Source organism: Streptomyces sp. NPDC059743 (assembly GCF_042732975.1).
Taxonomy (GTDB): Bacteria; Actinomycetota; Actinomycetes; order Streptomycetales; family Streptomycetaceae; genus Streptomyces.
Genome location: NZ_JBHWGS010000015.1, coordinates 79,949 through 104,868, shown reverse-complemented (window position 1 = coordinate 104,868; position 24,920 = coordinate 79,949). Strand labels below are relative to the sequence as shown.

Annotated in this window: 19 protein-coding genes and 2 pseudogenes; 13 read left to right on the top strand and 8 right to left on the bottom strand. The window is 70.7% G+C overall.

Features of this window, described 5'->3' with window-relative positions:
- Window positions 1-34: 34 nt before the first annotated feature.
- Entirely contained in the window at window positions 35-1,882 is a 1,848-nt protein-coding gene (locus ACFV6H_RS26045) for a 3-hydroxyacyl-CoA dehydrogenase family protein (protein ID WP_385546425.1), read from the bottom strand.
- Between the two features lie 410 nt (window positions 1,883-2,292).
- Between ACFV6H_RS26045 and ACFV6H_RS26040 the strand changes: the two genes are divergently transcribed.
- A complete protein-coding gene (locus tag ACFV6H_RS26040; protein ID WP_385546423.1) occupies window positions 2,293-2,937 on the top strand; it encodes an adenylosuccinate lyase in 645 nt (214 codons plus the stop codon).
- Between the two features lie 11 nt (window positions 2,938-2,948).
- Here ACFV6H_RS26040 and ACFV6H_RS26035 read toward each other — a convergent pair.
- The 3 genes and pseudogenes from ACFV6H_RS26035 to ACFV6H_RS26025 form a co-directional block, all read right to left on the bottom strand.
- Window positions 2,949-3,167: pseudogene (locus tag ACFV6H_RS26035) on the bottom strand (GNAT family N-acetyltransferase); the annotation flags it as partial.
- A 101-nt stretch (window positions 3,168-3,268) separates the two neighbouring features.
- Entirely contained in the window at window positions 3,269-3,685 is a 417-nt protein-coding gene (locus ACFV6H_RS26030; protein ID WP_385546420.1) for a RidA family protein, read from the bottom strand.
- 80 nt (window positions 3,686-3,765) lie between these two features.
- Window positions 3,766-4,830: an Rv2578c family radical SAM protein gene (locus tag ACFV6H_RS26025; protein WP_385546417.1), complete on the bottom strand. Its 1,065-nt coding sequence runs from the start codon at window positions 4,828-4,830 to the stop codon at window positions 3,766-3,768.
- Window positions 4,831-4,968: 138 nt separating this feature from the next.
- Between ACFV6H_RS26025 and ACFV6H_RS26020 the strand changes: the two genes are divergently transcribed.
- The 9 genes from ACFV6H_RS26020 to ACFV6H_RS25980 all read left to right on the top strand — a co-directional run bounded on the left by ACFV6H_RS26020 (window position 4,969) and on the right by ACFV6H_RS25980 (window position 17,931).
- Window positions 4,969-5,448: an SRPBCC family protein gene (locus ACFV6H_RS26020; protein ID WP_384786425.1), complete on the top strand. Its 480-nt coding sequence runs from the start codon at window positions 4,969-4,971 to the stop codon at window positions 5,446-5,448.
- A gap of 360 nt (window positions 5,449-5,808) precedes the next feature.
- Window positions 5,809-8,277, top strand: coding sequence for an MFS transporter (locus ACFV6H_RS26015; protein ID WP_385546414.1), 2,469 nt, complete (start codon window positions 5,809-5,811; stop codon window positions 8,275-8,277).
- A 135-nt stretch (window positions 8,278-8,412) separates the two neighbouring features.
- Entirely contained in the window at window positions 8,413-10,857 is a 2,445-nt protein-coding gene (locus ACFV6H_RS26010) for a SpoIIE family protein phosphatase (RefSeq protein WP_385546412.1), read from the top strand.
- A 97-nt stretch (window positions 10,858-10,954) separates the two neighbouring features.
- Complete coding sequence (locus tag ACFV6H_RS26005) at window positions 10,955-11,674, top strand: class I SAM-dependent methyltransferase (RefSeq protein ID WP_385546410.1); 720 nt, start codon at window positions 10,955-10,957, stop codon at window positions 11,672-11,674.
- Between the two features lie 125 nt (window positions 11,675-11,799).
- Complete coding sequence (locus tag ACFV6H_RS26000) at window positions 11,800-12,645, top strand: NAD(P)H-binding protein (protein ID WP_385546407.1); 846 nt, start codon at window positions 11,800-11,802, stop codon at window positions 12,643-12,645.
- A 100-nt stretch (window positions 12,646-12,745) separates the two neighbouring features.
- Window positions 12,746-13,579 carry a M55 family metallopeptidase gene (locus ACFV6H_RS25995; protein ID WP_093597784.1) on the top strand — a complete coding sequence of 278 codons (834 nt, stop codon included), beginning with the start codon at window positions 12,746-12,748 and terminating at the stop codon, window positions 13,577-13,579.
- Window position 13,580: 1 nt separating this feature from the next.
- The gene (locus tag ACFV6H_RS25990) at window positions 13,581-14,921 is read left to right on the top strand and encodes a M20/M25/M40 family metallo-hydrolase (protein WP_384986731.1); all 1,341 of its coding nucleotides are present in this window, start codon (window positions 13,581-13,583) and stop codon (window positions 14,919-14,921) included.
- Between the two features lie 11 nt (window positions 14,922-14,932).
- A complete protein-coding gene (locus ACFV6H_RS25985) occupies window positions 14,933-16,966 on the top strand; it encodes a prolyl oligopeptidase family serine peptidase (RefSeq protein WP_385546404.1) in 2,034 nt (677 codons plus the stop codon).
- A gap of 38 nt (window positions 16,967-17,004) precedes the next feature.
- Window positions 17,005-17,931, top strand: a complete 927-nt coding sequence (locus tag ACFV6H_RS25980; RefSeq protein WP_385546711.1) for an LD-carboxypeptidase — start codon at window positions 17,005-17,007, stop codon at window positions 17,929-17,931.
- A gap of 93 nt (window positions 17,932-18,024) precedes the next feature.
- On the opposite strand, the gene ACFV6H_RS25975 is transcribed toward ACFV6H_RS25980, so the two are convergent.
- A complete protein-coding gene (locus ACFV6H_RS25975) occupies window positions 18,025-18,360 on the bottom strand; it encodes a DUF6204 family protein (protein ID WP_384786402.1) in 336 nt (111 codons plus the stop codon).
- Window positions 18,361-18,442: 82 nt separating this feature from the next.
- Between ACFV6H_RS25975 and ACFV6H_RS25970 the strand changes: the two genes are divergently transcribed.
- Together ACFV6H_RS25970 and ACFV6H_RS25965 are read left to right on the top strand one after the other, a co-directional pair.
- On the top strand, window positions 18,443-19,381 hold the full coding sequence (locus ACFV6H_RS25970) for an arginase family protein (RefSeq protein ID WP_385546401.1): 939 nt from the start codon (window positions 18,443-18,445) through the stop codon (window positions 19,379-19,381).
- A gap of 129 nt (window positions 19,382-19,510) precedes the next feature.
- Window positions 19,511-21,500 (top strand): annotated as a pseudogene (locus tag ACFV6H_RS25965) (DUF5107 domain-containing protein).
- Between the two features lie 52 nt (window positions 21,501-21,552).
- Here the strand turns inward: ACFV6H_RS25965 and ACFV6H_RS25960 are convergent.
- The 3 genes from ACFV6H_RS25960 to ACFV6H_RS25950 all read right to left on the bottom strand — a co-directional run bounded on the left by ACFV6H_RS25960 (window position 21,553) and on the right by ACFV6H_RS25950 (window position 23,517).
- Window positions 21,553-21,909 (bottom strand): VOC family protein, encoded by a 357-nt coding sequence (locus tag ACFV6H_RS25960; RefSeq protein WP_093604615.1) that lies wholly within the window; start codon window positions 21,907-21,909, stop codon window positions 21,553-21,555.
- 153 nt (window positions 21,910-22,062) lie between these two features.
- Window positions 22,063-22,875 (bottom strand): methyltransferase domain-containing protein, encoded by an 813-nt coding sequence (locus tag ACFV6H_RS25955; RefSeq protein WP_385546396.1) that lies wholly within the window; start codon window positions 22,873-22,875, stop codon window positions 22,063-22,065.
- A 72-nt stretch (window positions 22,876-22,947) separates the two neighbouring features.
- Entirely contained in the window at window positions 22,948-23,517 is a 570-nt protein-coding gene (locus ACFV6H_RS25950) for a GNAT family N-acetyltransferase (protein WP_385546393.1), read from the bottom strand.
- A 164-nt stretch (window positions 23,518-23,681) separates the two neighbouring features.
- Here ACFV6H_RS25950 and ACFV6H_RS25945 point away from each other — a divergent pair, with 164 nt between their 5' ends.
- The gene (locus ACFV6H_RS25945) at window positions 23,682-24,902 is read left to right on the top strand and encodes an aminotransferase class I/II-fold pyridoxal phosphate-dependent enzyme (protein WP_385546390.1); all 1,221 of its coding nucleotides are present in this window, start codon (window positions 23,682-23,684) and stop codon (window positions 24,900-24,902) included.
- Window positions 24,903-24,920 lie beyond the last annotated feature (18 nt).

The following is a 24,920-nucleotide window of genomic DNA, read 5'->3' as shown; positions in this document are numbered from 1 at the left end:
CGCTGGAGAGCGCTCCCCGGCGCCGGGAACATGATCAGCGCCGGGCGTATTCGCGGAAGCCACGCCCGGTCTTGCGGCCGAGACAGCCCGCCGCCACAAGATGTTCGAGCAGCGGTGCCGGAGCCAGGCCCGGATCGCGGAACTCGCGGTGCAGAACACGCTCGATGGCCAGGGACACATCGAGACCGACCACATCGAGCAGTTCGAAGGGACCCATCGGATAGCCGCCGCCCAGCTTCATGGCGGCGTCGATGTCGTCGAGGGTGGCGTAGTGCTCCTGGACCATCTTGATCGCGTTGTTCAGATACGGGAACAGCAGCGCGTTCACGATGAAACCGGCCCGGTCGCCGCAGTCCACCGGGTGCTTACGGACGGCCGTGGCCACCGCGCGGGCGGTGGCGTGGACATCGTCGGCGGTCAGGACCGTACGGACCACCTCGACCAGCTTCATCGCCGGCGCCGGATTGAAGAAGTGCATCCCGATCACATCCTGCGGGCGCGAGGTCGCGCGGGCACAGGCGACCACGGGCAGCGAGGAGGTGGTGGTGGCCAGGACCGCGCCGGGCCGGCAGACCTTGTCGAGCGTGGCGAAGAGCTCCCGCTTGATCTCCAGATCCTCGGCCACGGCCTCGACGGCGAGATCCACCTCGGCGAGGGCGTCCAGGGAGCCCGCCGCGGTGATCCTCGCCAGGGCCTGGTCACGCGCCTCGGCGGTCAGCCTGCCCTTGTCCACGGAGCGGGCGAGAGACTTTGCGATCCGGGCCGTGGCGTCCGCGGCCTTCTCCGGGCTGCGGGCCGCGAGCACCACGTCGAAACCGGCCTTGGCGAAGACCTCCGCGATCCCGCTCGCCATGGTGCCGGAGCCCGCGACACCGACGGAGCGGACGGGCCGGGCCGGGCTCTCGGGCCGGCCGGGCCGGCCGACGTCCGGCGAGGTCAGGCCGTCTGCCGGAGTCAGCACATCTGCCGAGGTCAGGGCGTCCGCCGGAGTCAACGCGTCCGGCACCACCGTGCCGCTGCCGGGGCCCTCGTACGTATAGAAGCCGCGCCCGGACTTGCGGCCGGTCAGCCCGGCCTGGCTGAGCTGTCTGAGGACCGGCGCGGGCGCGTGCAGCCGGTCGCGTGAGGCCGCGTACATCGCGTCCAGCACCGTACGGGCCGTGTCCACGCCGATCAGATCGAGCAGCGCGAGCGGTCCCATCGGCAGCCCGCAGCCCAGCTTCATCGCCGCGTCGATGTCCTCGCGGGAGGCGTACTTGGCCTCGTACATCGAGGCGGCCTGGTTGAGATAGCCGAAGAGCAGACCGTCCGCGACAAAGCCCGGGCGGTCACCCACCGCGACCGGCTCCTTGCCCAGCTCCTGGGCGAGCGCGGTGACGGCCGCGACGGCCCGTGGCGCGGTGAGGACCGAGGAGACCACCTCGACCAGCTTCATCGCCGGTGCCGGATTGAAGAAGTGCAGGCCGAGCACGCGCTCGGGATGCGCGGAGTCCGCGGCCAGCCGGGTCACCGACAGCGCGTTGGTGCCGGTCGCGAGGATTGTCGAGGGACCGACGATGCCGTCCAGCGCGCGGAAGATCCGCTGCTTCGTCTCGTACGACTCCGGGACCACCTCGATCACCAGATCGGCGCCGGCGGCGGCGTGCAGATCGGAGAAGGTACGGAACCGCGCGAGGACCGTGCGCCGCTCCTCCTCCGTGAGCCGGCCGCGCTCCACGGCCCGCGCGGTGGACGCTTCGAGCGAGGTCACGGCCTGGGCGGCGGCCGTGTCGCTGATGTCGATGCCGACGACCTCACGGCCGGCGCGGGCGAGTATCTCGGCGATACCGGTCCCCATGGTGCCGAGACCGACGACGGCGATGGTGGAGAGAGGGATGTCCATCACGGGACTCCAGAGGATGAGTGACGACTGAGGAGAGGCACGAAAGATCACGGAAGGCGAGGCGCGCGGAGGGCGGCGCCGGAGCGCGGCGAGAGCGCGCGTGCTGAAGCGGATCGCGGTGGTGATCGGCGGACTCTGTTCCGGAGCCGCGCCGTACGGACGGTCCGGACGGGCCGGACCGCGAAGGTGCTGAACCGACAGCGCTCACGACGGCTGCGTCACCAGGCCGTCGGGAGCCACGGGGGTTTCCCGCTCATTTGAGATTAACCGACGAGTAACGAGCGCGCCATAGCTGGGTCTCTGTGCGCTGCATCACGATGGCGGGCTGGATGACGGCGGCGGACGGCGGCGACGGACGGCCGGGGCGCCAAGGTCGGTGGAGCCTCGTGGGCGTCGATACGCTAGGCCGTATGGATGAGGACTTCCGCTCGCTGGTGGACCGGGTGCGGGACGAGTCCGGTGGCTCCGAGGCATGCGAGCGGCTCATCGCCACCGAGGACACCGAAGAACTGGCCGCCGTCCTCACCGAGCGTGAACGGCCGCTGTGGGCACGGGAGATCGCCGCGTTCCGGCTCGGCCGCGCCGGTGACCGGCGGGCCTTCGAGACGCTGGTGCTGCTGCTCAACCACCGCGATCCGGAGCGCTGTGTCTCCGCCGCCTACGCCCTCACCCGCCTCGGCGACCCCCGCACACCCAGAGCCGCAGCCGCCCTCGCCACCAATGCGCTCCGTACGGCCTACGCGCTGCATCCCGTACGGCTGCTCACCGCCTTACGCGCCCCCGAGTCCGTACCGACACTGATCAGCACCCTTGAACGGCTCCTGGCACCCGACGAGCCACACTGGCGGGTGGCGCTGGCCTGCGTCGAGGGCCTGGGCACACTCGGGGACGGCCGGGCACGGCCCGTGCTGGAGGCCGCCCACGATCATCCGCGGCTCGGCTCCGCCGCCGGGGACGCGCTGAGCCGTCTCGCACAGCGCACCTCGGGCACCGCCACTCCGTCCACATCGAACTGCTCCTCCCGGCCGTCGGGCGCGAAGCCCGCCCAGGCGTAGAAGCGGCGGGCCCGGTCGTTGGCCGCGAGGACCCAGAGCAGCAGGGAAGAGGCGCCCGCCGCCTCGGCTCTGGCGGTCAGTGCGTCCACCAGCGCGCTGCCCACCCCGGTGCCGATTCGCTCCGGCAGCACATACAGGGCGTACAGCTCCGCCGTCCTGTCCGGCACGTCCTCGTCGCGGCTCGGGCCGCAGCAGCCCCAGCCGACCACCTGGCCCGCCCGCTCGGCCACCAGATCGACCACCCGGCCGTCGCCCTTGATCAGATACTCCCGGCGCCGGGCCGGTCGCCCGTCCAGGCACGGGCTCAGTAGTGGGGCAGGAGGTCATGCGCTCAGTCCGTACTGCCATCGGTCTCCCCGATGATCGCGAATGCCTCTATCTCCACCAGCAGTTCGGGCCTGAACAACGCCGCGACCTGGACCGCGGAGCTCGCCGGCGGACGCGTCGTGTCGATCACCGCGTCCCGCGCCTCCCGTACCGCGGGCAGATGGGCCACATCGGTGACGAAGTACGTCAGCTTGACGACATCGGCGAAGCCGGCCCCGGCCGCGGCCAGACAGAGGCGCAGATTCTCGAAGACCTGACGGGCCTGGGCGGCCGGATCGCCCTCGCCGACCACCTTGCCGTCCGCGTCGAACGCGCACTGGCCGGAGACGGCGACAAACCGGCCCGTGCCCCAGACGACATGGCTGTAGCCGTTGCCCGGAGCGACACCGTCGGGGGCGCGCAGATGCGTGAGTTCAGTCATGCGCCCATCCTCGCCGATGCCACTGACAGTCGGCCAAGCGGTTTCCCCGACCGCTGTGATCGCCGGTCACAGCAGGCCGGTCACAGCAGCGTGAGCTGGGTGGTGCCCGGGCGTACCGGCAGGTCGGGGACGGCGGGCCGGTCCGTGTCCCTGGTGGGCGTGATACGCCGGGCCTCGCCGCGGCTCGCCGGGCCGATCCCGTACTCGTCGGCCAGTTCGTGCACCTGCCGGGTGATCCGGCGCTGGTACCACTTGGGCGCGTACGCGCCCTCCGCGTACAGCCGCTCGTACCGCGCCACCAGATACGGATGGTGCTGCTCCAGCCAGGCCATGAACCACTCGCGCGCGCCCGGCCGCAGATGCAGCACCAGCGGTGTCACGGAGGTGGCGCCGGCCGTGGCTATCGCCCGTACCGTCGCCCGCAGCTGGTCCGGCCGGTCGCCCAGGAAGGGAATGACCGGCGCCATCAGCACTCCGCAGCCGATGCCGTTCTCGGCCATCGTGCGTACGACATCGAGCCGGCGCTCGGGCGAGGGCGTGCCCGGTTCGACCGTGCGCCACAGCTCCTGGTCGATGAAGCCGACCGAGACCGAGACGCCCACCTCGGTGACGGAGGCCGCCTCCCGCAGCAGCTCCAGATCGCGCAGGATCAGCGTGCCCTTGGTGAGGATGGAGAACGGATTGGCGCGGTCGCGCAGCGCCGTGAGGATGCCGGGCATCAGCCGGTAGCGCCCTTCCGCGCGCTGGTAGCAGTCGACATTCGTGCCCATCGCGATATGCGCGCCCTGCCAGCGGCGCGAGGCGAGCTGGCGGCGGACCAGCTCCGGTGCGTTGATCTTGACGACGATCTGGGAGTCGAAGTCCAGGCCGGTGTCGAGGTCCAGATAGCTGTGGGTCTTACGGGCGAAGCAGTAGACGCAGGCGTGCGTGCAGCCCCGGTACGGATTCACCGTCCATTCGAACGGCATACGGGACGCGCCCGGCACCTTGTTCACGATCGAACGGGCACGGACCTCGTGGAACGTGATCCCGCGGAATTCGGGGGTGTCGAAGGTCCGGGTGGTCACCGCGTCCGTACCGAAGAGCGCGATGTCCCCGTTCGCCCCCGGCCTTGAGGTGTTCTCGACCAGATTGTCCCAGCGCATGGGTACCTCCTCGGTAGCACTGGCCTCAGAATAGAACACATGTTCCCTTGATCGCATGTGACCTGGATTTGGGCGCGCGGACCGGAGGGTGGTTGGGTGGCCGCACCCCACCGAAAATCGAGTGCTGGAGGAACAGCCATGGCGCAGGTCGAGGCCACGACGGAGCGAATCATCGCGGCGGACCCGGAGACAGTGTTCGATGCGCTGGCCGACTACGAGAACACCCGCGCGAAGCTGCTGCCCTCGCAGTTCAGCGAGTACGAGGTGCGGGAGGGCGGCGACGGCGAGGGCAGCCTGGTCCACTGGAAGCTCCAGGCCACGAGCAAGCGGGTACGTGACTGTCTGCTGGAGGTGACGGAGCCGAGCGACGGGCGGCTCGTGGAGAAGGACCGCAATTCCTCGATGGTCACCACCTGGACCGTCACACCGGCCGGAGAAGGCCGTTCGAAGGCCGTCGTCACCTCCGTCTGGGACGGCGCAGGCGGCATCGGCGGCTTCTTCGAGCGCACCTTCGCGCCGAAGGGCCTGGGACGTATCTACGACGTGATCCTGGAGCGGCTCGCCGCCGAGACGGAGACCACGTCGCAGTCCGGGAACGGCGCGGGCACCGGGAAGTAGCGCCCGGCTCTCCCGTCCTCCTCGTTCTCCAGGTCCTCTCGGTTCTCCCGGTCCGCTCGAAGCCGGTTCACCGTCGGCCCACGTCGGCCCACGTCGGTTCACCGTCCGCACGACTCGTCCCGGCCGGTCTCGGCGCGTCATCGCCGAGGTCACCGTTTCGAGTGGTTTTCCCCGCGGCGCCGTTGCGCGCCCCCCGCGTGACACGTCGCGGGAAAGCCCCTGATGAGCGCCATGGCGCACGCTCTGCCGCTCAACCCGCCCCCGTCACAACCTCGTTCAGCCGCAAAGCCTTCCGCTTGCTCCTGCTTGGCGTGCAATGTGAAGAATGACGCCGCGCAGGTGCGACGAGGGGAGCAGTACGTGGGCGGGACCACTCTGGTCAAGGACGGCGGGCGGGCCATCGAGAACGAACACGGCGCCGCGCTGGCCGTGGCGCCGGCGCCACCCGCCACCGCCGGCCCTCCGCCGCCACCGCCCGCCGGCGGCACGGCTCCCGGCGAGCCTCTCAGCCCTCGCCGGGTGCGGCTGGTCTTCGTCGGACTGATGCTCGCCCTGCTGCTGGCCGCGCTGGAACAGATGATCGTGGCCACCGCGCTGCCGAAGATCGTCGGCGAACTCCAGGGCCTGGACCGGATGTCCTGGGCGATCACCGCGTATCTGCTCACCGCCACCATCGGGCTGCCGATCTACGGCAAGCTCGGAGATCTCTTCGGCCGCAAGGGCGTCTTCCAGTTCGCGATCGTCGTCTTCGTCATCGGCTCCGCGCTGGCCGGCTGGTCCCGCACCATGGACCAGCTCATCGCCTTCCGCGCCATCCAGGGCATCGGCGCCGGCGGACTCATGATCGGCGTCCAGGCGATCATCGCGGACATCGTGCCCGCCCGTGAGCGCGCCCGCTTCATGGGCCTCATCGGCGCCGCGTTCGGCCTCGCCTCGGTGGCGGGACCGCTGCTCGGCGGCTTCTTCACGGACCATGTCTCCTGGCGCTGGTGCTTCTACTTCAATGTGCCCTTCGGTCTGATCACTCTCGCCGTCGTCGCCGTGGTGCTGAGACTTCCCAAGCCCACCGCTCCCGCGCGGCTCGACATCCTCGGCGCGCTCACGCTCACCGCCGCGTCCACCTGTCTGGTCCTGCTGACCAGTTGGGGCGGGACCGAGTACGCCTGGGACTCCCGGGTCATTCTCGGTCTGGCCGCGGGCACCGTCGGAACGACCTTGCTTTTCCTGGTCGTCGAGCACTTCGCGGCCGAACCGATCATTCCGCTGCGGCTGTTCCGTGACTCGGTCTTCAACATCACCAGTCTGGTCGGCGCGGTCGTCGGTGTGGCGCTGTTCGGCGCGGCCAGCTATCTGCCGACCTTCCTCCAGATGGTCGAGGGAGCCAGCGCCACCGAGTCCGGGCTGCTGATGCTGCCGATGATGGGTGGCATCGTCGTCGCCTCTCTCGTCTCCGGACAGCTCATCAGCCGTACCGGCCACTACAAGATCTATCCGGTGCTCGGCAGCGCGCTCTCGGTGGCGGGCATGTGGCTGCTGTCGCGGCTGGAGACCGACACGTCCATGGCCGAGTGCGGATTCGCACAGGCGGTGCTGGGCCTGGGCATGGGCCTGGTGATGCCGGTGCTCATCCTGGCCGTGCAGAACGCCGTACCGCCCGCCGACCTCGGCACCGCCACCAGCGCCAACAACTACTTCCGGCAGATCGGCGGCAGCGTGGGCGCCGCCGTCTTCGGCACTCTCTTCGCCAACCGGCTCGCCGACGCGCTCGTTGACCGTATCCCCGCCGGAGCGGGCCTGCCCGACGCCGAGTCCATCACTCCGCAGGCGGTCCACGCCCTGCCGCCCGCCGTCCGCGACGGCTATGTCCAGGCGTACGCGGACGCCATGCCGCGGATCTTCCTCTATCTCGTGCCGGTGCTTGTCCTCGGCCTGTTGATCGCCTTCTTCCTCAAGGAGAAACCACTGGTGTCCCAGAACGCCTCAGCCGCCGAGTCCCTCGCCGTCCCGGGCGCGCGCACCGCACCGGACGGCGGCCCGGCCGCCACGCCTCCTCCGCCGGCTCCGTACATCTCGGGAGTGGCCGTCTGCGGCACGGTGCAGCACCACGACGGCTCCACCGTGCCCCGTGCCGCGCTCACCCTCATCGATGTCCATGGACAGCAGATCGGGCGCGGAGCGAGCGGGAGCGACGGGCGGTACGCGCTGAGTGTGCCGGGCGCGGGCTCGTACGTGATGATCGCGGCGGCCTCCGGACATCAGCCGCAGGCGGTCACGGTGACCGTCGGCGAGCGGCCCGTCGAGCTGGATGTGGTCCTCGGCGGCGCGGGCCGGCTGGCCGGTGCCGTGCTCACCGCCGACGGCACTCCGGTGCGCGACGCCGCCGTGACGCTCACGGATGTACGAGGCGATGTCGTGGCGTCCACGCGCAGCGGGCGCGAGGGCGCCTATGTCATCTCGGAGCTGGTCGCCGGGGAGTACACCCTCGCCGCGAGCGCGCCCGCCTTCCGGCCCGCGGCGCTGCCGGTCAGTGTGCAGGCCGCGCGTGAGACGCGGCAGGACATCGAGCTGGCCGGCGGAGCGGTGCTGCGCGGTACGGTACGCGCGGGCGGCGGCCGACCGGTCGAGGACGCGCGGGTCACGCTGCTCGACGCCGCGGGCAATGTGGTGGACACCCTGACGACGGGATCCGACGGCACGTTCCGGTTCGTGGATCTCTCCTCCGGTGAATACACGGTGATCGCGGCCGGGTATCCACCGGTCGCCACGGTGCTCCAGGTGGCGGGCGGCGGACGCACCGAACGCGATCTCCAACTGGGCCAAGAAGATTGACTGAATTTCAGTCAATAGAAGGTTGTGCGCGGGCGCGCGACCTATTAGTTCATTGCCCGGCGCAACCCCTGTGAAGGGCCGTACCGTGGAGGGCGGAGCCGCGGATCCTGGCGGCAGGGAAGGAGCCTTCCACCCATGGACAGTGGTGTTCCGCCGGGACTGCCGCAGCAGTTCACCGCGGCCGGCCGGATTCCGCTCGCCGTGGTCGTCGTGGACGGTGACGGCCTCGTATCGCACTGGTCGTCCGGCGCATGGCGGCTTTTCGGCCATCCTAAGGAGGAGGCCGTCGGTCAGCCCGCAGGTGATCTGATGCCGGTCGCCGGAGCGCTCGCCGAGGAAGAGTACGGCGTGGCGCACGGTGTGTACGACGGCTATGACGAACTGGGCCCGGAACTGCACGCGCGTGGCTCGTATCCGACCGCGGGCCGCGCGAAGGTCTCCCATCCCGAGCGCGGCCGGCTTGATGTTCTCTGGTGGGCCTATCCACTGATCGGTCCGGGACCGGGACGCCATCTCGTACTCGCCGCGGACGCAGGCCAGTTGCGCCCTGGGATCCACGAAGACGGTGCGACCGACGCGGACTTCCTCCGGATCGCTCCGGGCTTCGCCCATCACACGGAGTTCGCCCACTCGGACGCGCTGGCCCGGCGGCTGCCCGACATCCTGCCGAACATGGGCCCGGCCGAGTCCAACCGGATCATCGCGCAGGTCCTCGAACTGGGCTATCCGGTGCTGGAATTCAGCCGCCATGACCGGGTGCCGGTCACTCCCGACTGGGGCGTGCCCCGGCGGCCCGTCGTCCGGTACGAAAGCCCCGCGGCCGAGCCCGTACCGGCGCCGTCCGGACGAAGAGCGGTGCCTCGTGCCGAACTCGACCTCGAATACGCGGCGGTGCGCGAGCGGCTGGAGTTTCTGAACGACGTCAGCGGCCGAATCGGTTCGTCGCTCGATCTGGCCCGTACGATCCGCGAGGTCACCAGCGCCGCCGTGCCACGCTTCACCGACTTCGCGGGCACGCATCTGCGGGCCGCTGTCCTGGCCGGTGAGGGATTCCCGGACGGCCCGCCCGATGTGACCACCATCTGGCACCGGGTGTGGGTCGAGCACAACGACGAGCCGGGCCGCTGGGACGACACCGTGCCGGTCGGTGAGGCCATCGCCTTCCCGGAACACACTCCGTTCTTCCAGTGCATGGTCACCGGAGAGCCCGTGCTCATCCCGCGGCTGAGCGAGGAGATGGGGAATCGTATCTCCGGTGAGTTCGAGAAACGGGATCTGCGTCCGCTCATCAATCACCGCTCCATGCTGCTCGTACCGCTGAAGGCACGGGACGTGGTGCTCGGTTTCATGGTGCTGATGCGACGGCCCGACCGTGAGCCGTTCGACGACATGGACCGGACGACCGGCGCCGAACTCGCCGCGCGGGCCGGGCTCGTACTCGACAACGCGCGGATGTACACGTACCAGGAGAATGTCGCGGAGACGCTCCAGGACAGCATGCTGCCACAGGTCGCGCCGCGTATGGCCGGCTGTGACATCGCCACCCGCTATCTGCCCGGCACCCGGCTCGGCCGGATCGGCGGCGACTGGTTCGACGCCGTCAAACTGCCCGGATCGCGTACCGCGCTGGTCGTCGGTGATGTGATGGGCCATGGGCTCAACTCGGCCGCGATGATGGGCCAGTTGCGTACCGCCGTCCAGACGATGGCGGCCATGGAGACACCGCCCGCCCAACTGCTCCGCAATCTGGACGACTTGGCGCAGCGGCTCGGTGAGCAGTATCTGGCGACCTGTCTGTACGCGGTGTACGACCCGATCGGATCCCGGATCCAGATCGCCAACGCCGGTCATATCCCGCCCGTACTCGTACGCGCCGAGGACGGCAGCGCCGAACTGCTGGACATTCCGACCGGCGCGCCCGTCGGAGTGGGCGGTGTGGCCTTCGAGACGCTGACCGTACGGGTCAAGCCGGGCGACCGGCTGGTGCTGTGCACGGACGGTCTGGTCGAGGTGCGCGGCGAGGACATCGGTGACGGTCTGGCCGCGCTCTGCGCGTCCGCCGCGCATCCCGCCGCCTCGATGGACGACGCCTGCGACACCATCATCCGCGCGCTGAACACCCGTGACGGCCGCAAGGACGATGTGGCGCTGCTGATGGCCAGACTGAACGGCATCCCGGACGGTGATGTGGCCGAGTACGAACTCGCCCTGGATCCACGGGAGGTGAGCAGAGCGAGACGGATGGTGCGCGAACGGCTGCTCGGCTGGTCGCTGCCCGACGCGGTGGAGGCGGCCGAACTGATGGTCAGTGAGCTGGTGACCAACGCCATGAACCACACATGCTCCCGGCGCGTCGGGCTGCGCCTGGTCCGTACGGACGCCCTGCTCTGCGAGGTCACCGACGACGAGCCGGCGCCCGCGACCTTGCTGAACGCGGGTCAGGGCGACGAGTCCGGACGCGGTCTACGCGTGGTGAGCAGTCTGGCGCGGGAGTGGGGAACGAGCAGTACGGCGCACGGCAAGACGGTCTGGTTCGAACAGGCCCTGACGCGGAAGTCGCCCATCCGCTACCACGGTTGACGAAAGAAATCTCCCGCCCTCTTGCCCGCGGACCTGCGCGGACGGTAGTCCGGACGCTACAACTCGCCTCCGGCGGGCCGGACCTGGGGAGGGCCGTATGGACGTGTCACAGCGTTATCGCGAGGCGTGGGAAGGGTACTGGCGGGAGACCTCGGACACGCCTGGTGAGGCGATCTGGGACGCCGATCCGTCGCTGACCGCGATACCTCACAGCGAGCTGCTGCTGCCGTACGCGGATGCCGCGCTGCCCGTGGTCGATCTCGGGTGCGGCAACGGCACCCAGACCCGTTATCTGGCCACCCGGTTCGCCCGGGCGATCGGTGTCGATCTGTCCTACGCGGCGATCGAGCACGCGCGCCGCGCGGACACCGCGAAGACCGCCGAGTTCGAACAGCTCGATCTGGTCGACCAGGACGCGGTGTGGGCGCTGCGGGACCGGATCGGCGACACCAATGTTTATATGCGGGCGGTGATCCACCAGAGCGAGCCCCAGGACCGGCCGGTGGTCGCGGGAGCGGTGGCGGAGCTGCTCGGCGCGCGTGGCAGGGCCTTTGTGGTGGAGCTGACTCCGGCGTCGAAGGCGGTGCTCCAGCAGGCTGCGTCGGGTCCTGACGGGCCGCCCGCGAAGTTGCGGCGGGTCTTCGACCACGGCCTCAAGCCGGCCGGCGCCACGGACGAGGAGGTGCCGGAGCTGCTGCGGGCGGCGGGCCTGACGATCCTGGCGACGGGCGACACCGCGCTCGCCCAGACGGAGCAGATGCCGGACGGGTCCCGTATCGATCTGCCGGCCAGATGGTTCGTGCTGGCGCGGGAGTGAGCGGCGGGCGCCGACGCGGCGGGCGGGTGCTGGACGCGGCGGGCGGGCGCCGGACGCGGTTCCTCGGACGTGGACGGGCGGGGGCCGGGAGTGAGACCTCCGGTGTCGCGGGTGAGACTTCCGTCATGACACCTCAACCGACACTCGTAATCGGCGGTACGGGCAAGACGGGCCGCCGGGTCGTGGCCCGGCTGCGCGCGCAGGGCGTGCCCACGCGCGCCGCCTCGCGGTCCGGGGAGACGCGGTTCGACTGGGAGGACCGCGCCACCTGGAAGGCCGCGCTGGACGGCGTGGGAGCCGTGTACATCGTCCCGCTGGACACCGTGCCGTCCCGGACGCCCGCCCTGGTGGAGCAGGCCGTGGCGGGCGGAGTTACAAGGCTGGTGCTCCTCTCGGCCCGAGGAGCCGACGTACCCGGCTACTTCGGCCCGGCCTTCGACGGCGGACCTCATGTCGAGGGCGAACGGGCGGTACGCGCCTCGGGCGTGGCCTGGACGATCCTGCGGCCCGGCTGGTTCGCGCAGAACTTCAGCGAGGGCGCGTTCCGCGACGAGGTGATCGCCGGTGAACTGGCGCTGTTCGCCGGGGACGGAGCGGCGTCCTTCGTGGACGCCGAGGACATCGCCGAGGTCGCGGTCGTCGCGCTCACCGGACCGGGCCACGAGGGCCAGATCTACGAACTGTCCGGGCCGCGCGCCTTGACCGTCGACGACTGTCTGGCCGAGATCGGGAGGGCCACGGGCCACCGGGCGCGCTATGTCCCGCTGGACGAGGCCGCGTACCGCGCGCGCCTGATCTCCCAGGGAGTGCCCGAGGACTCCGTGGCGACCTGGGCCGACGCGCTGAAGCCGATCAGGACGAGCCAGGAGGCGCCCGTACTCGACGGTGTCGTACGGGCGCTGGGCCGGCCGCCGCGCGACTTCGCGGACTTCGCGCGTGCGGAGGCCGAGGCGGGAGCCTGGCGCGTATGACGCACTTCGGTGGTCCGGTGACGTGCTTCGGTGGTCTGGACCGCCGATGGTTATCCACAGGGCTGGCAGGGTGCCGTGAGGACACGTACGGTTTCTCACCATGAAGATCTTGATCAGCGCCGACATGGAGGGCGCCACCGGTGTGACCTGGCCGGCGGACGTTCTGCCGGGCACACCGCAGTGGGAGCGGTGCCGCTCCCTGTTCACATCCGATGTCAACGCGGCGGTGCTGGGCTTTCTCGACGGCGGCGCCGATGAGGTGCTCATCAACGAGGCGCACTGGTCCATGCGCAATCTGCTGCTGGAGCGGCTGGACGACCGTGCGCAGATGATCACCGGGCGGCACAAGTCGCTCTCCATGGTCGAAGGCGTGCAGCACGGCGATGTGGACGGGATCGCCTTTGTCGGCTATCACACCGGTGCCGGTACGGAGGGCGTGCTGGCGCACACCTATCTGGCCAACTCGCTCACCGGTGTGTGGCTGAACGGCGCACGGGCGAGCGAGGGACTGCTGAACGCGCGGGTGGTCGCGGAGTACGGCGTTCCGGTGGTGCTGGTCACCGGTGACGATCTGACCTGCGCGGACGCCGACGGATATGCGCCGGACGCGCACAAGGTCGCGGTGAAGGACCACGTCTCGCGGTACGCGGCGGTGTGCAGGACGCCGGCGCGTACAGCCGCCGACATCCGCGCCGCCGCCAAGGAGGCCACGGCGCTCGCCGGACGGTACGAACCGGTCGTGGGCGGTCCCTTCACTCTGGAGCTGGAGTTCGACGCCACACATCTCTCCGAGGTCGCCACGGTCGTGCCGGGTGTGGCGCCGAGCGGCGAGCGGCGTGTGACGTACACCAGCGGGACGATGTATGAGGCCATTCGTACCTTCAAAGCGGTCACGACGATCGTTTCGGCCGCTGTGGAGGAGCAGTATGGCTGACATGACGCCCATCGACACGAGTGTGGCTCCTGATACGGCGGCGTTCGACGAGGTGGTCACCTTCACCTCGGAACTCATCCGTATCGACACCACCAACAGAGGCGGTGGGGACTGCCGGGAGCGGCCCGCGGCCGAGTATGTCGCCGAGCGTCTCGCCGACGCGGGAATCGAACCGACGCTGCTGGAGCGGACTCCCGGCCGCACCAATGTGGTCGCCAGGATCGAGGGCACGGACCCGTCCGCCGACGCGCTCCTCGTCCACGGCCATCTCGACGTCGTGCCCGCGGAGCCCGCCGACTGGACCTCGCATCCGTTCTCCGGCGAGGTCAGGGACGGTGTGGTGTGGGGCCGTGGCGCGGTCGACATGAAGAACATGGACGCGATGGTCCTGTCGGTCGTGCGGGCCTGGGCCAGATCGGGAGTCCGGCCGCGCCGGGACATCGTGATCGCCTACACCGCCGACGAGGAGGCCAGCGCCGCCGACGGCTCGGGCTTTCTCGCCGAGCGGCACGCCGAACTGTTCGAGGGCTGCACCGAGGGCATCAGCGAATCCGGCGCCTTCACCTTCCACGCGGGGCCTGGTATGGCGCTCTATCCGATCGCCGCGGGAGAGCGAGGCACCGGCTGGCTGAAGCTCACCGCCCATGGCAGGGCCGGCCACGGCTCCAAGGTGAACCGCGCCAACGCGGTCAGCAGACTCGCCGCCGCCGTCGCCAGGATCAGCGAGCATCCCTGGCCGGTCAGGCTCACCCCGACGGTGCGGGCGGCCCTCGCCGAACTCGCCGCGCTGTACGGGATACACGTCGATGTCCATGCTGAGGGCTTCGACCCGGACGGGCTGCTGGGCAAGCTCGGCCCGGCCGCCGCGCTGGTCGAGCCGACGATAAGGAACAGCACCAATCCGACCGTCCTGGAGGCCGGTTACAAGGTCAATGTGATTCCGGGTCAGGCCATCGCCTATGTCGACGGGCGGATGGTGCCCGGCGGCGAGGAGGAGTTCCGCACCACCCTGGACCAGCTCACCGGACCGGATGTGGAGTGGGAGTTCCACCACCGTGAGGTCGCGCTCCAGGCGCCGGTCGACTCACCGACCTTCGCCAAGCTGCGCGCCGCCGTCGAGCGCTTCGATCCGGACGGACATGTCGTGCCGTACTGCATGTCCGGCGGGACGGACGCCAAGCAGTTCTCCCGGCTCGGGATCACCGGCTATGGCTTCTCGCCGCTCAAGCTGCCTCCCGGCTTCGACTATCAGGCGCTCTTCCACGGAGTGGACGAGCGGGTGCCCGTCTCGGCGCTGCACTTCGGCGTCCGTGTCCTCGACCACTATCTGAAATCCGCTTAGGAGCCCTGACGATGCCGATCACACGGTCCGTGGACGCCTACGGGACGTGGCCGTCGCCGATCGACGCCACGCTGGCCGCCTCGCACGACGGGCGCCCCGAGTATGTGGGGACGGTCGGTGACGAGGTGTGGTGGACGGAGCCGCGTCCGGCGGAGGAGGGCCGGCGCGCACTGGTGCGGCGGCGGACGGACGGCCGCGAGGAGTCGGTGCTGCCGGCTCCCTGGAATGTCCGCAGCCGCGTGATCGAGTACGGCGGTCTGCCCTGGGCCGGTGTCACCCGGCCCGACAGAGGCCCGCTGGTCGTCTTCGTCCACTTCCCGGACCAGCGGCTGTACGCCTACGAGCCGGACGGCGCCGACGGGCCACGGCCGCTCACCCCGGTGTCGGCGACCGGCGGCGGACTGCGCTGGGCCGATCCGCGGCTGCTCCTGGACCGCGGTGAAGTCTGGTGCGTGCTGGAGGAGTTCACCGGCGAAGGGCCCACCGATGTACGGCGGGTGATCGCGGCCGTCCCGCTGGACGGCTCGGCCGCCGAGGACCGCTCCGCGGTACGGGAGCTGTCCGACGACCGGCACCGCTTTCTCACCGGGCCCCGGCTCTCGCCCGACGGACGCCATGCCGCCTGGCTCGCCTGGGACCATCCGCAGATGCCCTGGGACGGCACGGTGGTGATGCTGGCCGAGGTGACGGAGACCGGCCCGTTCATGGAGGTCAGGCCGGTGGTCGGGGATACGTACGAATCGGTCGCGCAGGTCGACTGGGCGCCGGACGGCTCACTGCTCTTCGTCTCCGACGTCAGCGGCTGGTGGGAGCTCCAGCGCATCCGGCTCGACGCGCTCGGACAGGGCCCGGGCCCGGACGGAGCGCCGGACGTCATCCCGAGCGCCGGCCTCTGTCCCGGCCGGCGGGAGGAGTTCGGCGGACCACTCTGGAAGATCGGCCTCCAGTGGTTCCATCCCATGGAGAACGGGCTGATCGCCGTCCTGCACGGCACAGGCACCACCGCGCTCGGCATTCTCGATCCGGCGACCGGCGAACTGGTCGACGCCGTCGGGCCCTGGACGGCATGGGCGCCGACCCTGGCCGTGCAGGGCGACCGGGTGATCGGTGTCGCCGCGAGTCCGCGCAGCGCGTACGAGATCGTGGAGCTGGACACCGCCACCGGCCGCGCCCGGGTGATCGGCGCGGAGCACCGGGACGCGGTGGACGCCGCGTACTATCCCGAGCCCCAGGCCCGTACGTTCACCGGGCCCGGAGGCCGTGAGATCCACGCCCATGTCTATCCGCCGCACCATCCGGGCCACCGCGCGCCCGACGGCGAACTGCCGCCCTATGTGATCTGGGCCCATGGCGGACCCACCAGTCAGGTGCCGCTCGTCCTCGATCTGGAGATCGCCTACTTCACCTCGCGAGGTATCGGTGTCGCCGAGGTCAACTACGGCGGTTCCACCGGCTACGGCCGGGCCTACCGCGAGCGGCTGCGCGAGCAGTGGGGAGTGGTCGATGTCGAGGACTGCGCGGCCGTTGCCGAGGCGCTCGCCGCGGAGGGCACCGCGGACCGGGCCAGACTCGCCGTACGGGGCGGCAGCGCGGGCGGCTGGACGGCGGCGGCTTCGCTCACCACCACGGATGTCTACGCCTGCGGCACGATCATCTATCCGATCCTCGATCTGCTCGGCTGGGCGACGGACGAGACGCATGACTTCGAGTCGCAGTATCTGGAGTCGCTGATCGGACCGCTCGCCGAGGTTCCCGACCGTTACCGCGAGCGTTCGCCGCTGTACAACGTCGACCGGATCACCGCGCCCTTCCTGCTGCTCCAAGGGCTGGACGATGTGATCTGTCCGCCCGCGCAGTGCGAGCGGTTCCTGGACCGGACGGCCGGACGTGGAATCCCGCACGCGTACATAGCCTTCGAGGGAGAGGGCCATGGCTTCCGCAGGGCCGACACCATGATTCGCGCGCTGGAGGCCGAACTGTCGCTGTACGCGCGGACCTTCGGCATCGACCGAACCGATATCCCGAGGCTGGAGCTGATGAAGTGACCGCCACATCTCAGAGGTCGGCGTCCTCGCGTGCGCGACTGCTGCCGCTGACCAGGCCCGCGCGGCTGCGTCCCGGGGCCAAGGTCGCGGTGGTGGCGCCCAGCGGGCCCGTCCCGCCGGACCGGCTCGAAGCGGGGCTCGACATCCTGCGCGGCTGGGACCTCGATCCCGTTGTCGCCCCGCATGTCCTGGACGTCCATCCTCAGCTCGGTTATCTCGCGGGCACGGACGAGGACCGCGCCCGCGATCTCCAGGAGGCGTGGTGCGATCCGTCCGTCTCCGCGGTGCTCTGCGCGCGCGGCGGCTACGGGGTCCAGCGCATGGCCGATCTGCTCGACTGGACGGCGATGCGGGCGGCGGGCCCCAAGGTCTTCGTCGGCTACAGCGACATCACCGCGCTGCACGAGGCGTTCGCCCGGCGGATGGGCCTCGCGACCCTGCACGGCCCGATGGTCGCCACCGTGGGTTTCCTCAAGGAGGCCACCACTCAGGAGTCGCTGCGCGCCACGCTCTTCGAGCCCGAGTCGGTACGGACCCTGGGCCGGGACACGGCCCGCCCGCTCGTTCCCGGCCGGGCCCGTGGCGTCACGCTCGGCGGCTGTGTCAGCCTGCTCGCCGCCGATCTCGGTACTCCGTACGGGCGTCCCTCGGCGGCCGGTGGCCTGCTGCTGATCGAGGACGTGGGTGAGGAGCCGTACCGCCTCGACCGTGTCCTCACCCAGCTCGTACGCTCCGGCTGGCTGGACGGCGTCGCGGGCGTCGCGCTCGGATCCTGGACGGAGTGCGGTCCGTACGACGCCGTACGGACGCTGTTCCTCGACCGGCTGGGCGGGCTGGGCGTACCGGTCGTGGAGGAGCTGGGCTTCGGCCATGGAGAGTCGACACTGACCATGCCGCTGGGCGTGCCGGCGGTCCTGGACGCCGAGAGCGGCACTCTCACCCTGGAGGTGCCCGCGCTGACCTGACTCCGCGCCGACCTGACTCCGTATCGACCTGGCCAGGTGCTGAGCCGAGCCCGTACAGCGAGCCCGTACAAGTCACCGAAAGGCTCGGACCGGTCAGCGGCCCTTGCGGTTGATCTTCATGGTGTCCATGTCGGTCACGGTGGACCGCAGCTCGCCATGGCCGTATCCCAGTGTCTTCAGCGCCGTCTCGGCACGGTCCTCGGCGAGCGCTCCCGCCATCTCCTCGCCGTCCGCCGCGTCCGAGACGACCACATACCGGTAGCTGAAGTGCCTCAGCGTCCGGTCATAGGTGAGCGAGCCCTCCGGGGTGAACCGCATCTCCGTCAGACCGTGCCGGTCCACCTCACCGAGCAGCCGGGCCCTCGTTCCGTCCGTCAGCCCTTCGAACGTCCCTCGCACGATCACTCGGTAGGTATGCCGTGTGGTCATCCCGCCGCCCGCCTTCCGTTCTTGCTTCCGCTCTCACCGAAACCTCTTGGAGAGGGAGAATACGGCGGCGAGGATGGTCCGCATGCGGAATATCGTGGTGATCGACGCCCCGTCCAACCTGGGGCTACGCCCTCCGGCGCCTGGTGTGGTGCCGGGCTGTTACAAGCTCGCGGGCGCCCTGCGTGAGCAGCGGATCGTCCAGCGGCTCGGCGCCTTCGAGGGCGGTGTCGTCGTCCCGCCGCGTTATGACCGCGGCGACTGGAAGGAGGGCGACGGCGTCTTCAACGCGGCTGCCATCGCCCGCTACACACCTCGGCTCGCCGACCGGATCGAGCACCATGTCAGGGCCAAGGACTTCCCGGTGGTGCTGGGCGGCGACTGTTCCATCCAGCTCGGCGCGTCGCTCGCGCTGCGCCGGATCGGGCGGTACGGCCTGGCCGCCATCGACGGTTCGGCGGACTTCCGGCACCCGGGCAACTCCGGGCGTATCGGCGCGGCGGGCGGCGAGGAGCTGGCGATCGGCACCGGACGCGGCCAGCGCGATCTGACCGATCTGGAGGGACTGCGGCCGTATCTGCGCGACGAGGACGTACGGGTCTTCGGGATCAGGGACTACGACACGGACCGCGAGGAGCTTGCCCGGCTGAGGATTCCCATTCCCACCGCGACCGTCGGCGAGCTGCGCGAATGGGGCGTGGCGGAGATGGCGGGAGCCGTGCTCCGGACACTGGAGACACCGGTCACCGAGGGATTCTGGGTCCATCTGGACGCGGATGTGCTCGATCCGGAGGTCATGCCCGCGGTCGACAGCCCGGACCCGGGCGGTCTGCTGCCCGGCGAACTCGCCGTACTGCTGCGGACCTTGGTGCGCTCGGAGCGCTGTGCGGGCCTCAATGTGACGATCTACGATCCGGACCTCGACCCGGAAGGAACGGCGGGCGCGCTGCTCACGGATCTGATCGTGGGCGCCTTCGGCGACGACCACTCCGGAGACCACCTCGGCCACGGAAGCGACGCCTGACGCGCCGGGTGACGCGAGGCCCGGCGCGCCGAGTCACCCTGGTCAGTTGGGCCTTCGCCGTGTTCCATGGTCATCGGGCCGTCGGCCGAAGGGGCTGTCGGCCGCCCGTGTGAACGAAGCGAGGTTGCCGTGGCCACGACCGTGCGACGTGCCGTACTGACCCTGCCCGCCGCCCCCTTGGGGCCGGAGAATCCGCTGCCGGCCCTGCGGACCCTCGACGAGGCGCACACGGTCGACGAACGCGACAGAAGGAAACTGCCGGGCGACATGGCGCGGCAGATCGGCTACGAGCCGCTGCGCACGCCGCTGCCCGTCCGGATTCTGGACGGTTACGGACGGGAGCGCCGTGAGACCGGTATCGACGCGATCGTGATCGAGAACGACCGGCTGCGGGCCACCGTGCTGCCCGGTCTCGGCGGCCGGATCCACTCGCTCCACCACAAGCCGACCGGGCGTGAACTGGTCTACCGCAACCCGGTGTTGCAGCCCGCCTGTTTCGCGCTCAGCGGGGCCTGGTTCTCCGGTGGCATCGAGTGGAACATCGGCGCCACCGGCCACACCACCCTCTCCTGCGCACCGGTGCACGCCGCGCTCGTACCCGCTCCCGACGGTGGCGAGATGCTCAGGCTCTGGGAGTGGGAGCGGCTGCGCGATCTGCCGTTCCAGGTGGATCTGTGGCTGCCCGACGGCTCCGACTTCCTCTACGCCGGCGTACGGATCCGCAATCCCCATGAACGGACCGCGCCCGTCTACTGGTGGTCCAACATCGCGGTCGAGGAGGGCGAGGGAACGCGGGTGCTCGCACCGGCGGAGTCGGCCTGGCACTTCGGATACGAGCGCAGGCTGCGCGAGGTGCCGGTACCGGTGGCGGAGCCCGGCGGCGCGGACCATACGTACTCCACGCGCGCCGAGTTCCCGGCCGACTACTTCTACGAGGTGCCCGCCGGCGCACGGAAGTGGATCGCCTCGCTCGACGCGCGCGGCACGGGCCTCGTACAGACATCGACCGACACACTGCGCGGGCGCAAGCTGTTCCTGTGGGGCACGGGCCGCGGCGGGCGCAACTGGCAGCGGTGGCTGACCGAGCCGGGCACACCGGGATACGCGGAGATCCAGGCCGGCCTCGCCCGTACCCAGCTCGAACACATCCCGCTCGAAGCCGAGGGCGAGTTGAGCTGGCTGGAGGCGTACGGACCGCTCGCGGCGGATCCGGAGGCCGTCCACGCGGACGACTGGGACACGGCCCGCGGCGAGGTCACGGACCGGCTCGAAGCGGCGCTCCCGCGCGCGGACGTCGACGCCGCGTACACGGCATGGCTGCCGTACGCCGACACCGAACCGGGCGAGCGGCTCGCGGCCGGCTCCGGCTGGGGCGCGCTGGAAGTGCTGCGCGCCGGGTACAAGCTTCCGGGCACGCCCTTCGAGGAGTCCACGCTCGGCGCGGAGCAGGAGCCCTGGGTGGAGCTGCTGACCACCGGCATGCTGCCGGCGCCGGACACCGCCGTACCGCCCGGGCCCACGCTGGTGGCGCCGCACTGGCGGGACATGCTGGAGACCGCCCTGGACGAACCGCTCACCGAGTACCACCTCGGTGTCGCGCAGTGGCACGCCGGAGATCTGGCCCAGGCCGTACGGAGCTGGGAGCGCGGGCTGCGCCGGGCGACCTCGCGATGGCCGCTGTTGCGCTGCCTCGCCGTCGCCGACCGGCAGGGCGGACACCCGGGCCGCGCCGCCGACCACTACGCGGCGGCCTTCGACGACCTCTGCCAGGAGAGCGGTCTCGCCGAAGGGAACGACACCGGCGCGTGGACGGCCGCGATCGTCTCGCTCGCCCGCGAGGCGATCCCGGCGCTGCTCGCGGCGGACCGTACCGCCGAGGCGCGCGCGGCCTGGGACCGGGCTGCCGTCGCAGGTACGGCGGCGCGGTGCCTTCCGGCTCGTGGAGGCCCAACTGCTGCTCGCCGAGGGCGACAAGGCGGCGGCCCGCGCGGTCTTCGACGCCGGTTTCGAGGTGCCGGACCTGCGGGAGGGCGCCGAGACGCTCGGCGAGGTGTGGGCGGCGCTGACGGACGATCCGCTGCCGGACGCGTACGAGTACCGGATGCGGCCGAAGGGCTGAACTCGCCGGCCCGACCTGACCGGTCGGCCGGTCAGCTGGTCGGGGCCGGTCGTCAGTTCTGGATGGCTCTGCGGTCCACGTACTCGAAGATCGAACCGTCGGGATGTACGGCGATCAGATTGCGGCCCACCGGAGTCGGCACCGGACCCACGAGGACCTGGGCACCGACTCCGGTGAGAGTCGTGACCGCCTCGTCCACATCCTTGACGGCGATGGTCGCCGTGACCTTGCGCAGGACATCGAGCTCGGACGCGGGGCCGCTCATCAGAAGGAAGCAGCCGACAGCCGCGACCGAGACTCCGCCGCGCTCGTAGCGGAGCGCGGAACTTCCGGTGAGTCGTTCGTAGAACACCACCGAGCGGTCCAGGTCGTCGACGCAGATGCGCAACGTGGTTCCCAGGATTTCCATACGGATCAGGTTAGTTGGCGACGCCGGGACAGGAGATCGATTCGGGCAGTGAGAGGGCGGCGAAAAGGGCGGCGAAAGGGCGGCGAAAGGGCGGCGAAAGGGCGGCCCATGGGCGGCGCGAGGACTGCGGAAGAGCAGCGCATGGGCGACGGCTCAGACGCGGCAGAGGATCTCGCCGTGCGGGACCATGAACCAGCCGTCCTCGTCGGCGCCCCACTCCCGCCAGGCCTCCGCGATCTCAGCCAGCCGGGCGCGTGTCGCGTGTCCGCCGCCGACCGCCAGTTCGCCATAGCGCGAGGCCGTCGTACGGTCCGCCCACAGCCCGCTCCACCAGGCGCGCGCGTCGGGCGTGGCGAAGCACCAGTTCGTCGCGGTCGCGGTGATGTCGGTGAAGCCGGCGCGCCGTGCCCAGGAGAGCAGCCGCCGTCCGGCGTCCGGCTCACCGCCGTTGGCGCGCGCCACCTCGCGGTACAGCTCCTGCCAGCCGTCCAGCCCAGGGACGGCGGGAAACCAGGTGAAGGCTCCGTAATCCGCGTCACGCGCCGCAACGACACCGCCCGGCCTGCACACCCGGCGCATCTCGCTCAGGGCCCGTACGGGATCGCCGACATGCTGGAGGACCTGATGGGCGTGGACGATGTCGAAGGAAGCATCGGGAAAGTCCAGTGCGTGGACATCGGCGACCGCGAAGCGGACATGGTCCGCGCCTGCCGCTGCCGCCGTCTCCCGTGCCTGGTCGAGAACGGACTCGGAGGCGTCGACCGCCGTCACCGTTCCCGTCGGCGCGACGAGCGCGGCCAGATCGGCGGTGATGGTGCCGGGACCGCAGCCCACATCCAGTACGTCCTGTCCGGGCCGCAGTTCGGGCAGGAGATACGCGGCGGAGTTGGCGGCGGTACGCCAGCGGTGCGAGCGCAGCACGGACTCGTGGTGTCCGTGGGTATAGACGGCGGTCTCCTTCGGCATGGCCGGACTTCCTCTCGCGAAGTGGTCCGGCCACGGTACGCCGCGATGTCGGATGGTGAGACCTGCGTCTCGCTATTCGGTCTGCGGCGGCTCCGGCCGGTTCGAGCGCGCCCACTGCTCCCGGGTGAGCGCGTACGCCACATCGCCCTGTTCGGATCCTTCGATCGTCTCCGGCCACTCCTCGAAGAAGGTGCGGACATAACGGAGTCCGGTCTTCTCCAGCACACGCCGGGACGCGCTGTTGACCGTCATCGTCTGCGCGGTCACCCGCTCCGTACCGAGCTCGGTGAACGCCTTGTCGACCAGCGCGCGGGCGGCCTCGGTGGCATAGCCGTGTCCCCAGGCCGAGCGGCGCAGCCGGTATCCCAACTCGACCACGTCCCAGCCGGGTTCGCTCTCCGGCTCCAGCGAGAACCAGCCCAGCCACTCGCCCGTCGCGCTCTCCTCGGCGGCCCAGAAGCCGCGCCCGAGCAGCCGTGGCAGGGTCTCGCGGCGGACGGTGTCGGAGGAGACCGGCCGGCCGGCGTCGATGAACCGCCGTACGCCCGGATCGTTGTCGAGGGCGACCACATGGTCGAGGTCGCTCTCGGTGAGGGAACGCAGCCGCAGCCGAGGTGTCTCCAGGAAGAATCGAGCGTCCATGGCGCGATCCTCGGCCGGGTGATCCGGACCTGTCCACCGCATATCCGCCCACCCATCCACGGACAGCCGCACGGGCGTGTGCCGAGCCGTAACCCGTATAACTCTGTATAGAGGGATCAAAAGGCGCAAAGCCCCTACGGCGGACGACTGCGGGAGGTGGCGGTATGCGGCGGCGGACAGCTTCTGAGGGCCGCGTGCCCGTCCGGTTCGCGCCGCCCGTCCCCGAGGCGGGCCTGCCCGCCCTGCCCGAGCTGGCCGACGCGTGCGCCGGAGCCGCCGTACGGACCGAGCCGGAGCCGCCCGGCGGTGGCGCGGTCCTGCGGCAGGCGGCGTGCGGCTACTGGTCGCGGCGCGGGCTGCACGGCGGTCCCGACAGCGTGGTGGCGGCGCCCGGCGGCCAGCCGCTGCTGTTCGCACTGCTCGCCGCGTACGACGGAGACGTGCTGATGCCACGGCCCTGTCCCGCCTGGTGGGCCCCGCAGGCGCGGCTGCTGGGTCGGCCCGCCTACCAGGTGCCGACCTCGGCGGAGGCGGGCGGAGTGCCCGATCCGTACGCCCTGCTGGAGACGGTCCGCAGACTACGCGCCGAGGGCGGTATCCCCAGGGTGCTGCTGCTCTGTCCCGCCGACGATCCCACCGCCACCGTCGCGCCGCCCGAACTGGTCCATGAGGCATGCGAGGCGGCGGTCGGGGAAGGGCTGCACATCATCAGCGACGAGACCTGGCGCGACACCCTCTTCCGACCGCATGAGACCGTGCTGTTCAGCCCGGCGGAGATGTGGCCCGACGAGGTCGTCGTCGTCCTTGACACGGCGGGCTCACTCCTTCCGGCCGCCTGGCCGATGGCCGTCGCCCGCTGTCCCGCCACCGAGGAGGGAGCCGCCCTGCGGGCCAGGACGCTCGACATCCTCACCGCGCTCGGCGCGCTGGTCGCCGGGCCCGTGGCCGGAGCCGCCGCGCTCGCGCTCGACGAGCCGGTGACGGTGATCCGGCGGACACGGGACACGGCCGAGCTGTACGGGACGGTCGCCGTGGCTGCCCACCGCGCGGTCCTCGCCTCCGGCGCCTTCGCCAGGCCACCGGAGGCGGGCCGTCATCTCTACGCCGACCTCGGGCCGCTCCGCGCGCGGCTGGCGGAGCGTGGTGTCACCGACTCCATGGAGCTGGAGAACCATCTCAGCGGGCGTCTCGGGACTCCCGTGCCGGGCGGCCACCGGTTCGGGGACGAACTGGGCGCGTTGCGCGTACGTCTGTCGACGGCGGCGCTGCTCGGCGCGGATCCGGAGCGCCGTCTGGAGTCCCTCAGGGCGGCGGAGCCACTGGAATTGCCGCATGTCGAGCGGGCGCTCGCCGACTTCGCGGCGGCCTTCGCCGAACTGCGCTGACGCGGCGACGCTGTGATA

Coding starts and splice junctions, on each gene's coding strand:
- ACFV6H_RS26020 (WP_384786425.1), top strand. CDS start 4,969: ATGGCGCAGGTCGAGGCCACGACGGAGCGAATCATCGCGGCGGACCCG.
- ACFV6H_RS26030 (WP_385546420.1), bottom strand. CDS start 3,685: ATGACTGAACTCACGCATCTGCGCGCCCCCGACGGTGTCGCTCCGGGC.
- ACFV6H_RS26045 (WP_385546425.1), bottom strand. CDS start 1,882: ATGGACATCCCTCTCTCCACCATCGCCGTCGTCGGTCTCGGCACCATG.
- ACFV6H_RS26000 (WP_385546407.1), top strand. CDS start 11,800: ATGACACCTCAACCGACACTCGTAATCGGCGGTACGGGCAAGACGGGC.
- ACFV6H_RS25995 (WP_093597784.1), top strand. CDS start 12,746: ATGAAGATCTTGATCAGCGCCGACATGGAGGGCGCCACCGGTGTGACC.
- ACFV6H_RS26005 (WP_385546410.1), top strand. CDS start 10,955: ATGGACGTGTCACAGCGTTATCGCGAGGCGTGGGAAGGGTACTGGCGG.
- ACFV6H_RS25970 (WP_385546401.1), top strand. CDS start 18,443: ATGCGGAATATCGTGGTGATCGACGCCCCGTCCAACCTGGGGCTACGC.
- ACFV6H_RS25955 (WP_385546396.1), bottom strand. CDS start 22,875: ATGCCGAAGGAGACCGCCGTCTATACCCACGGACACCACGAGTCCGTG.
- ACFV6H_RS25990 (WP_384986731.1), top strand. CDS start 13,581: ATGACGCCCATCGACACGAGTGTGGCTCCTGATACGGCGGCGTTCGAC.
- ACFV6H_RS25945 (WP_385546390.1), top strand. CDS start 23,682: ATGCGGCGGCGGACAGCTTCTGAGGGCCGCGTGCCCGTCCGGTTCGCG.
- ACFV6H_RS25985 (WP_385546404.1), top strand. CDS start 14,933: ATGCCGATCACACGGTCCGTGGACGCCTACGGGACGTGGCCGTCGCCG.
- ACFV6H_RS26040 (WP_385546423.1), top strand. CDS start 2,293: ATGGATGAGGACTTCCGCTCGCTGGTGGACCGGGTGCGGGACGAGTCC.
- ACFV6H_RS25975 (WP_384786402.1), bottom strand. CDS start 18,360: ATGACCACACGGCATACCTACCGAGTGATCGTGCGAGGGACGTTCGAA.
- ACFV6H_RS25960 (WP_093604615.1), bottom strand. CDS start 21,909: ATGGAAATCCTGGGAACCACGTTGCGCATCTGCGTCGACGACCTGGAC.
- ACFV6H_RS25950 (WP_385546393.1), bottom strand. CDS start 23,517: ATGGACGCTCGATTCTTCCTGGAGACACCTCGGCTGCGGCTGCGTTCC.
- ACFV6H_RS26010 (WP_385546412.1), top strand. CDS start 8,413: ATGGACAGTGGTGTTCCGCCGGGACTGCCGCAGCAGTTCACCGCGGCC.
- ACFV6H_RS26025 (WP_385546417.1), bottom strand. CDS start 4,830: ATGCGCTGGGACAATCTGGTCGAGAACACCTCAAGGCCGGGGGCGAAC.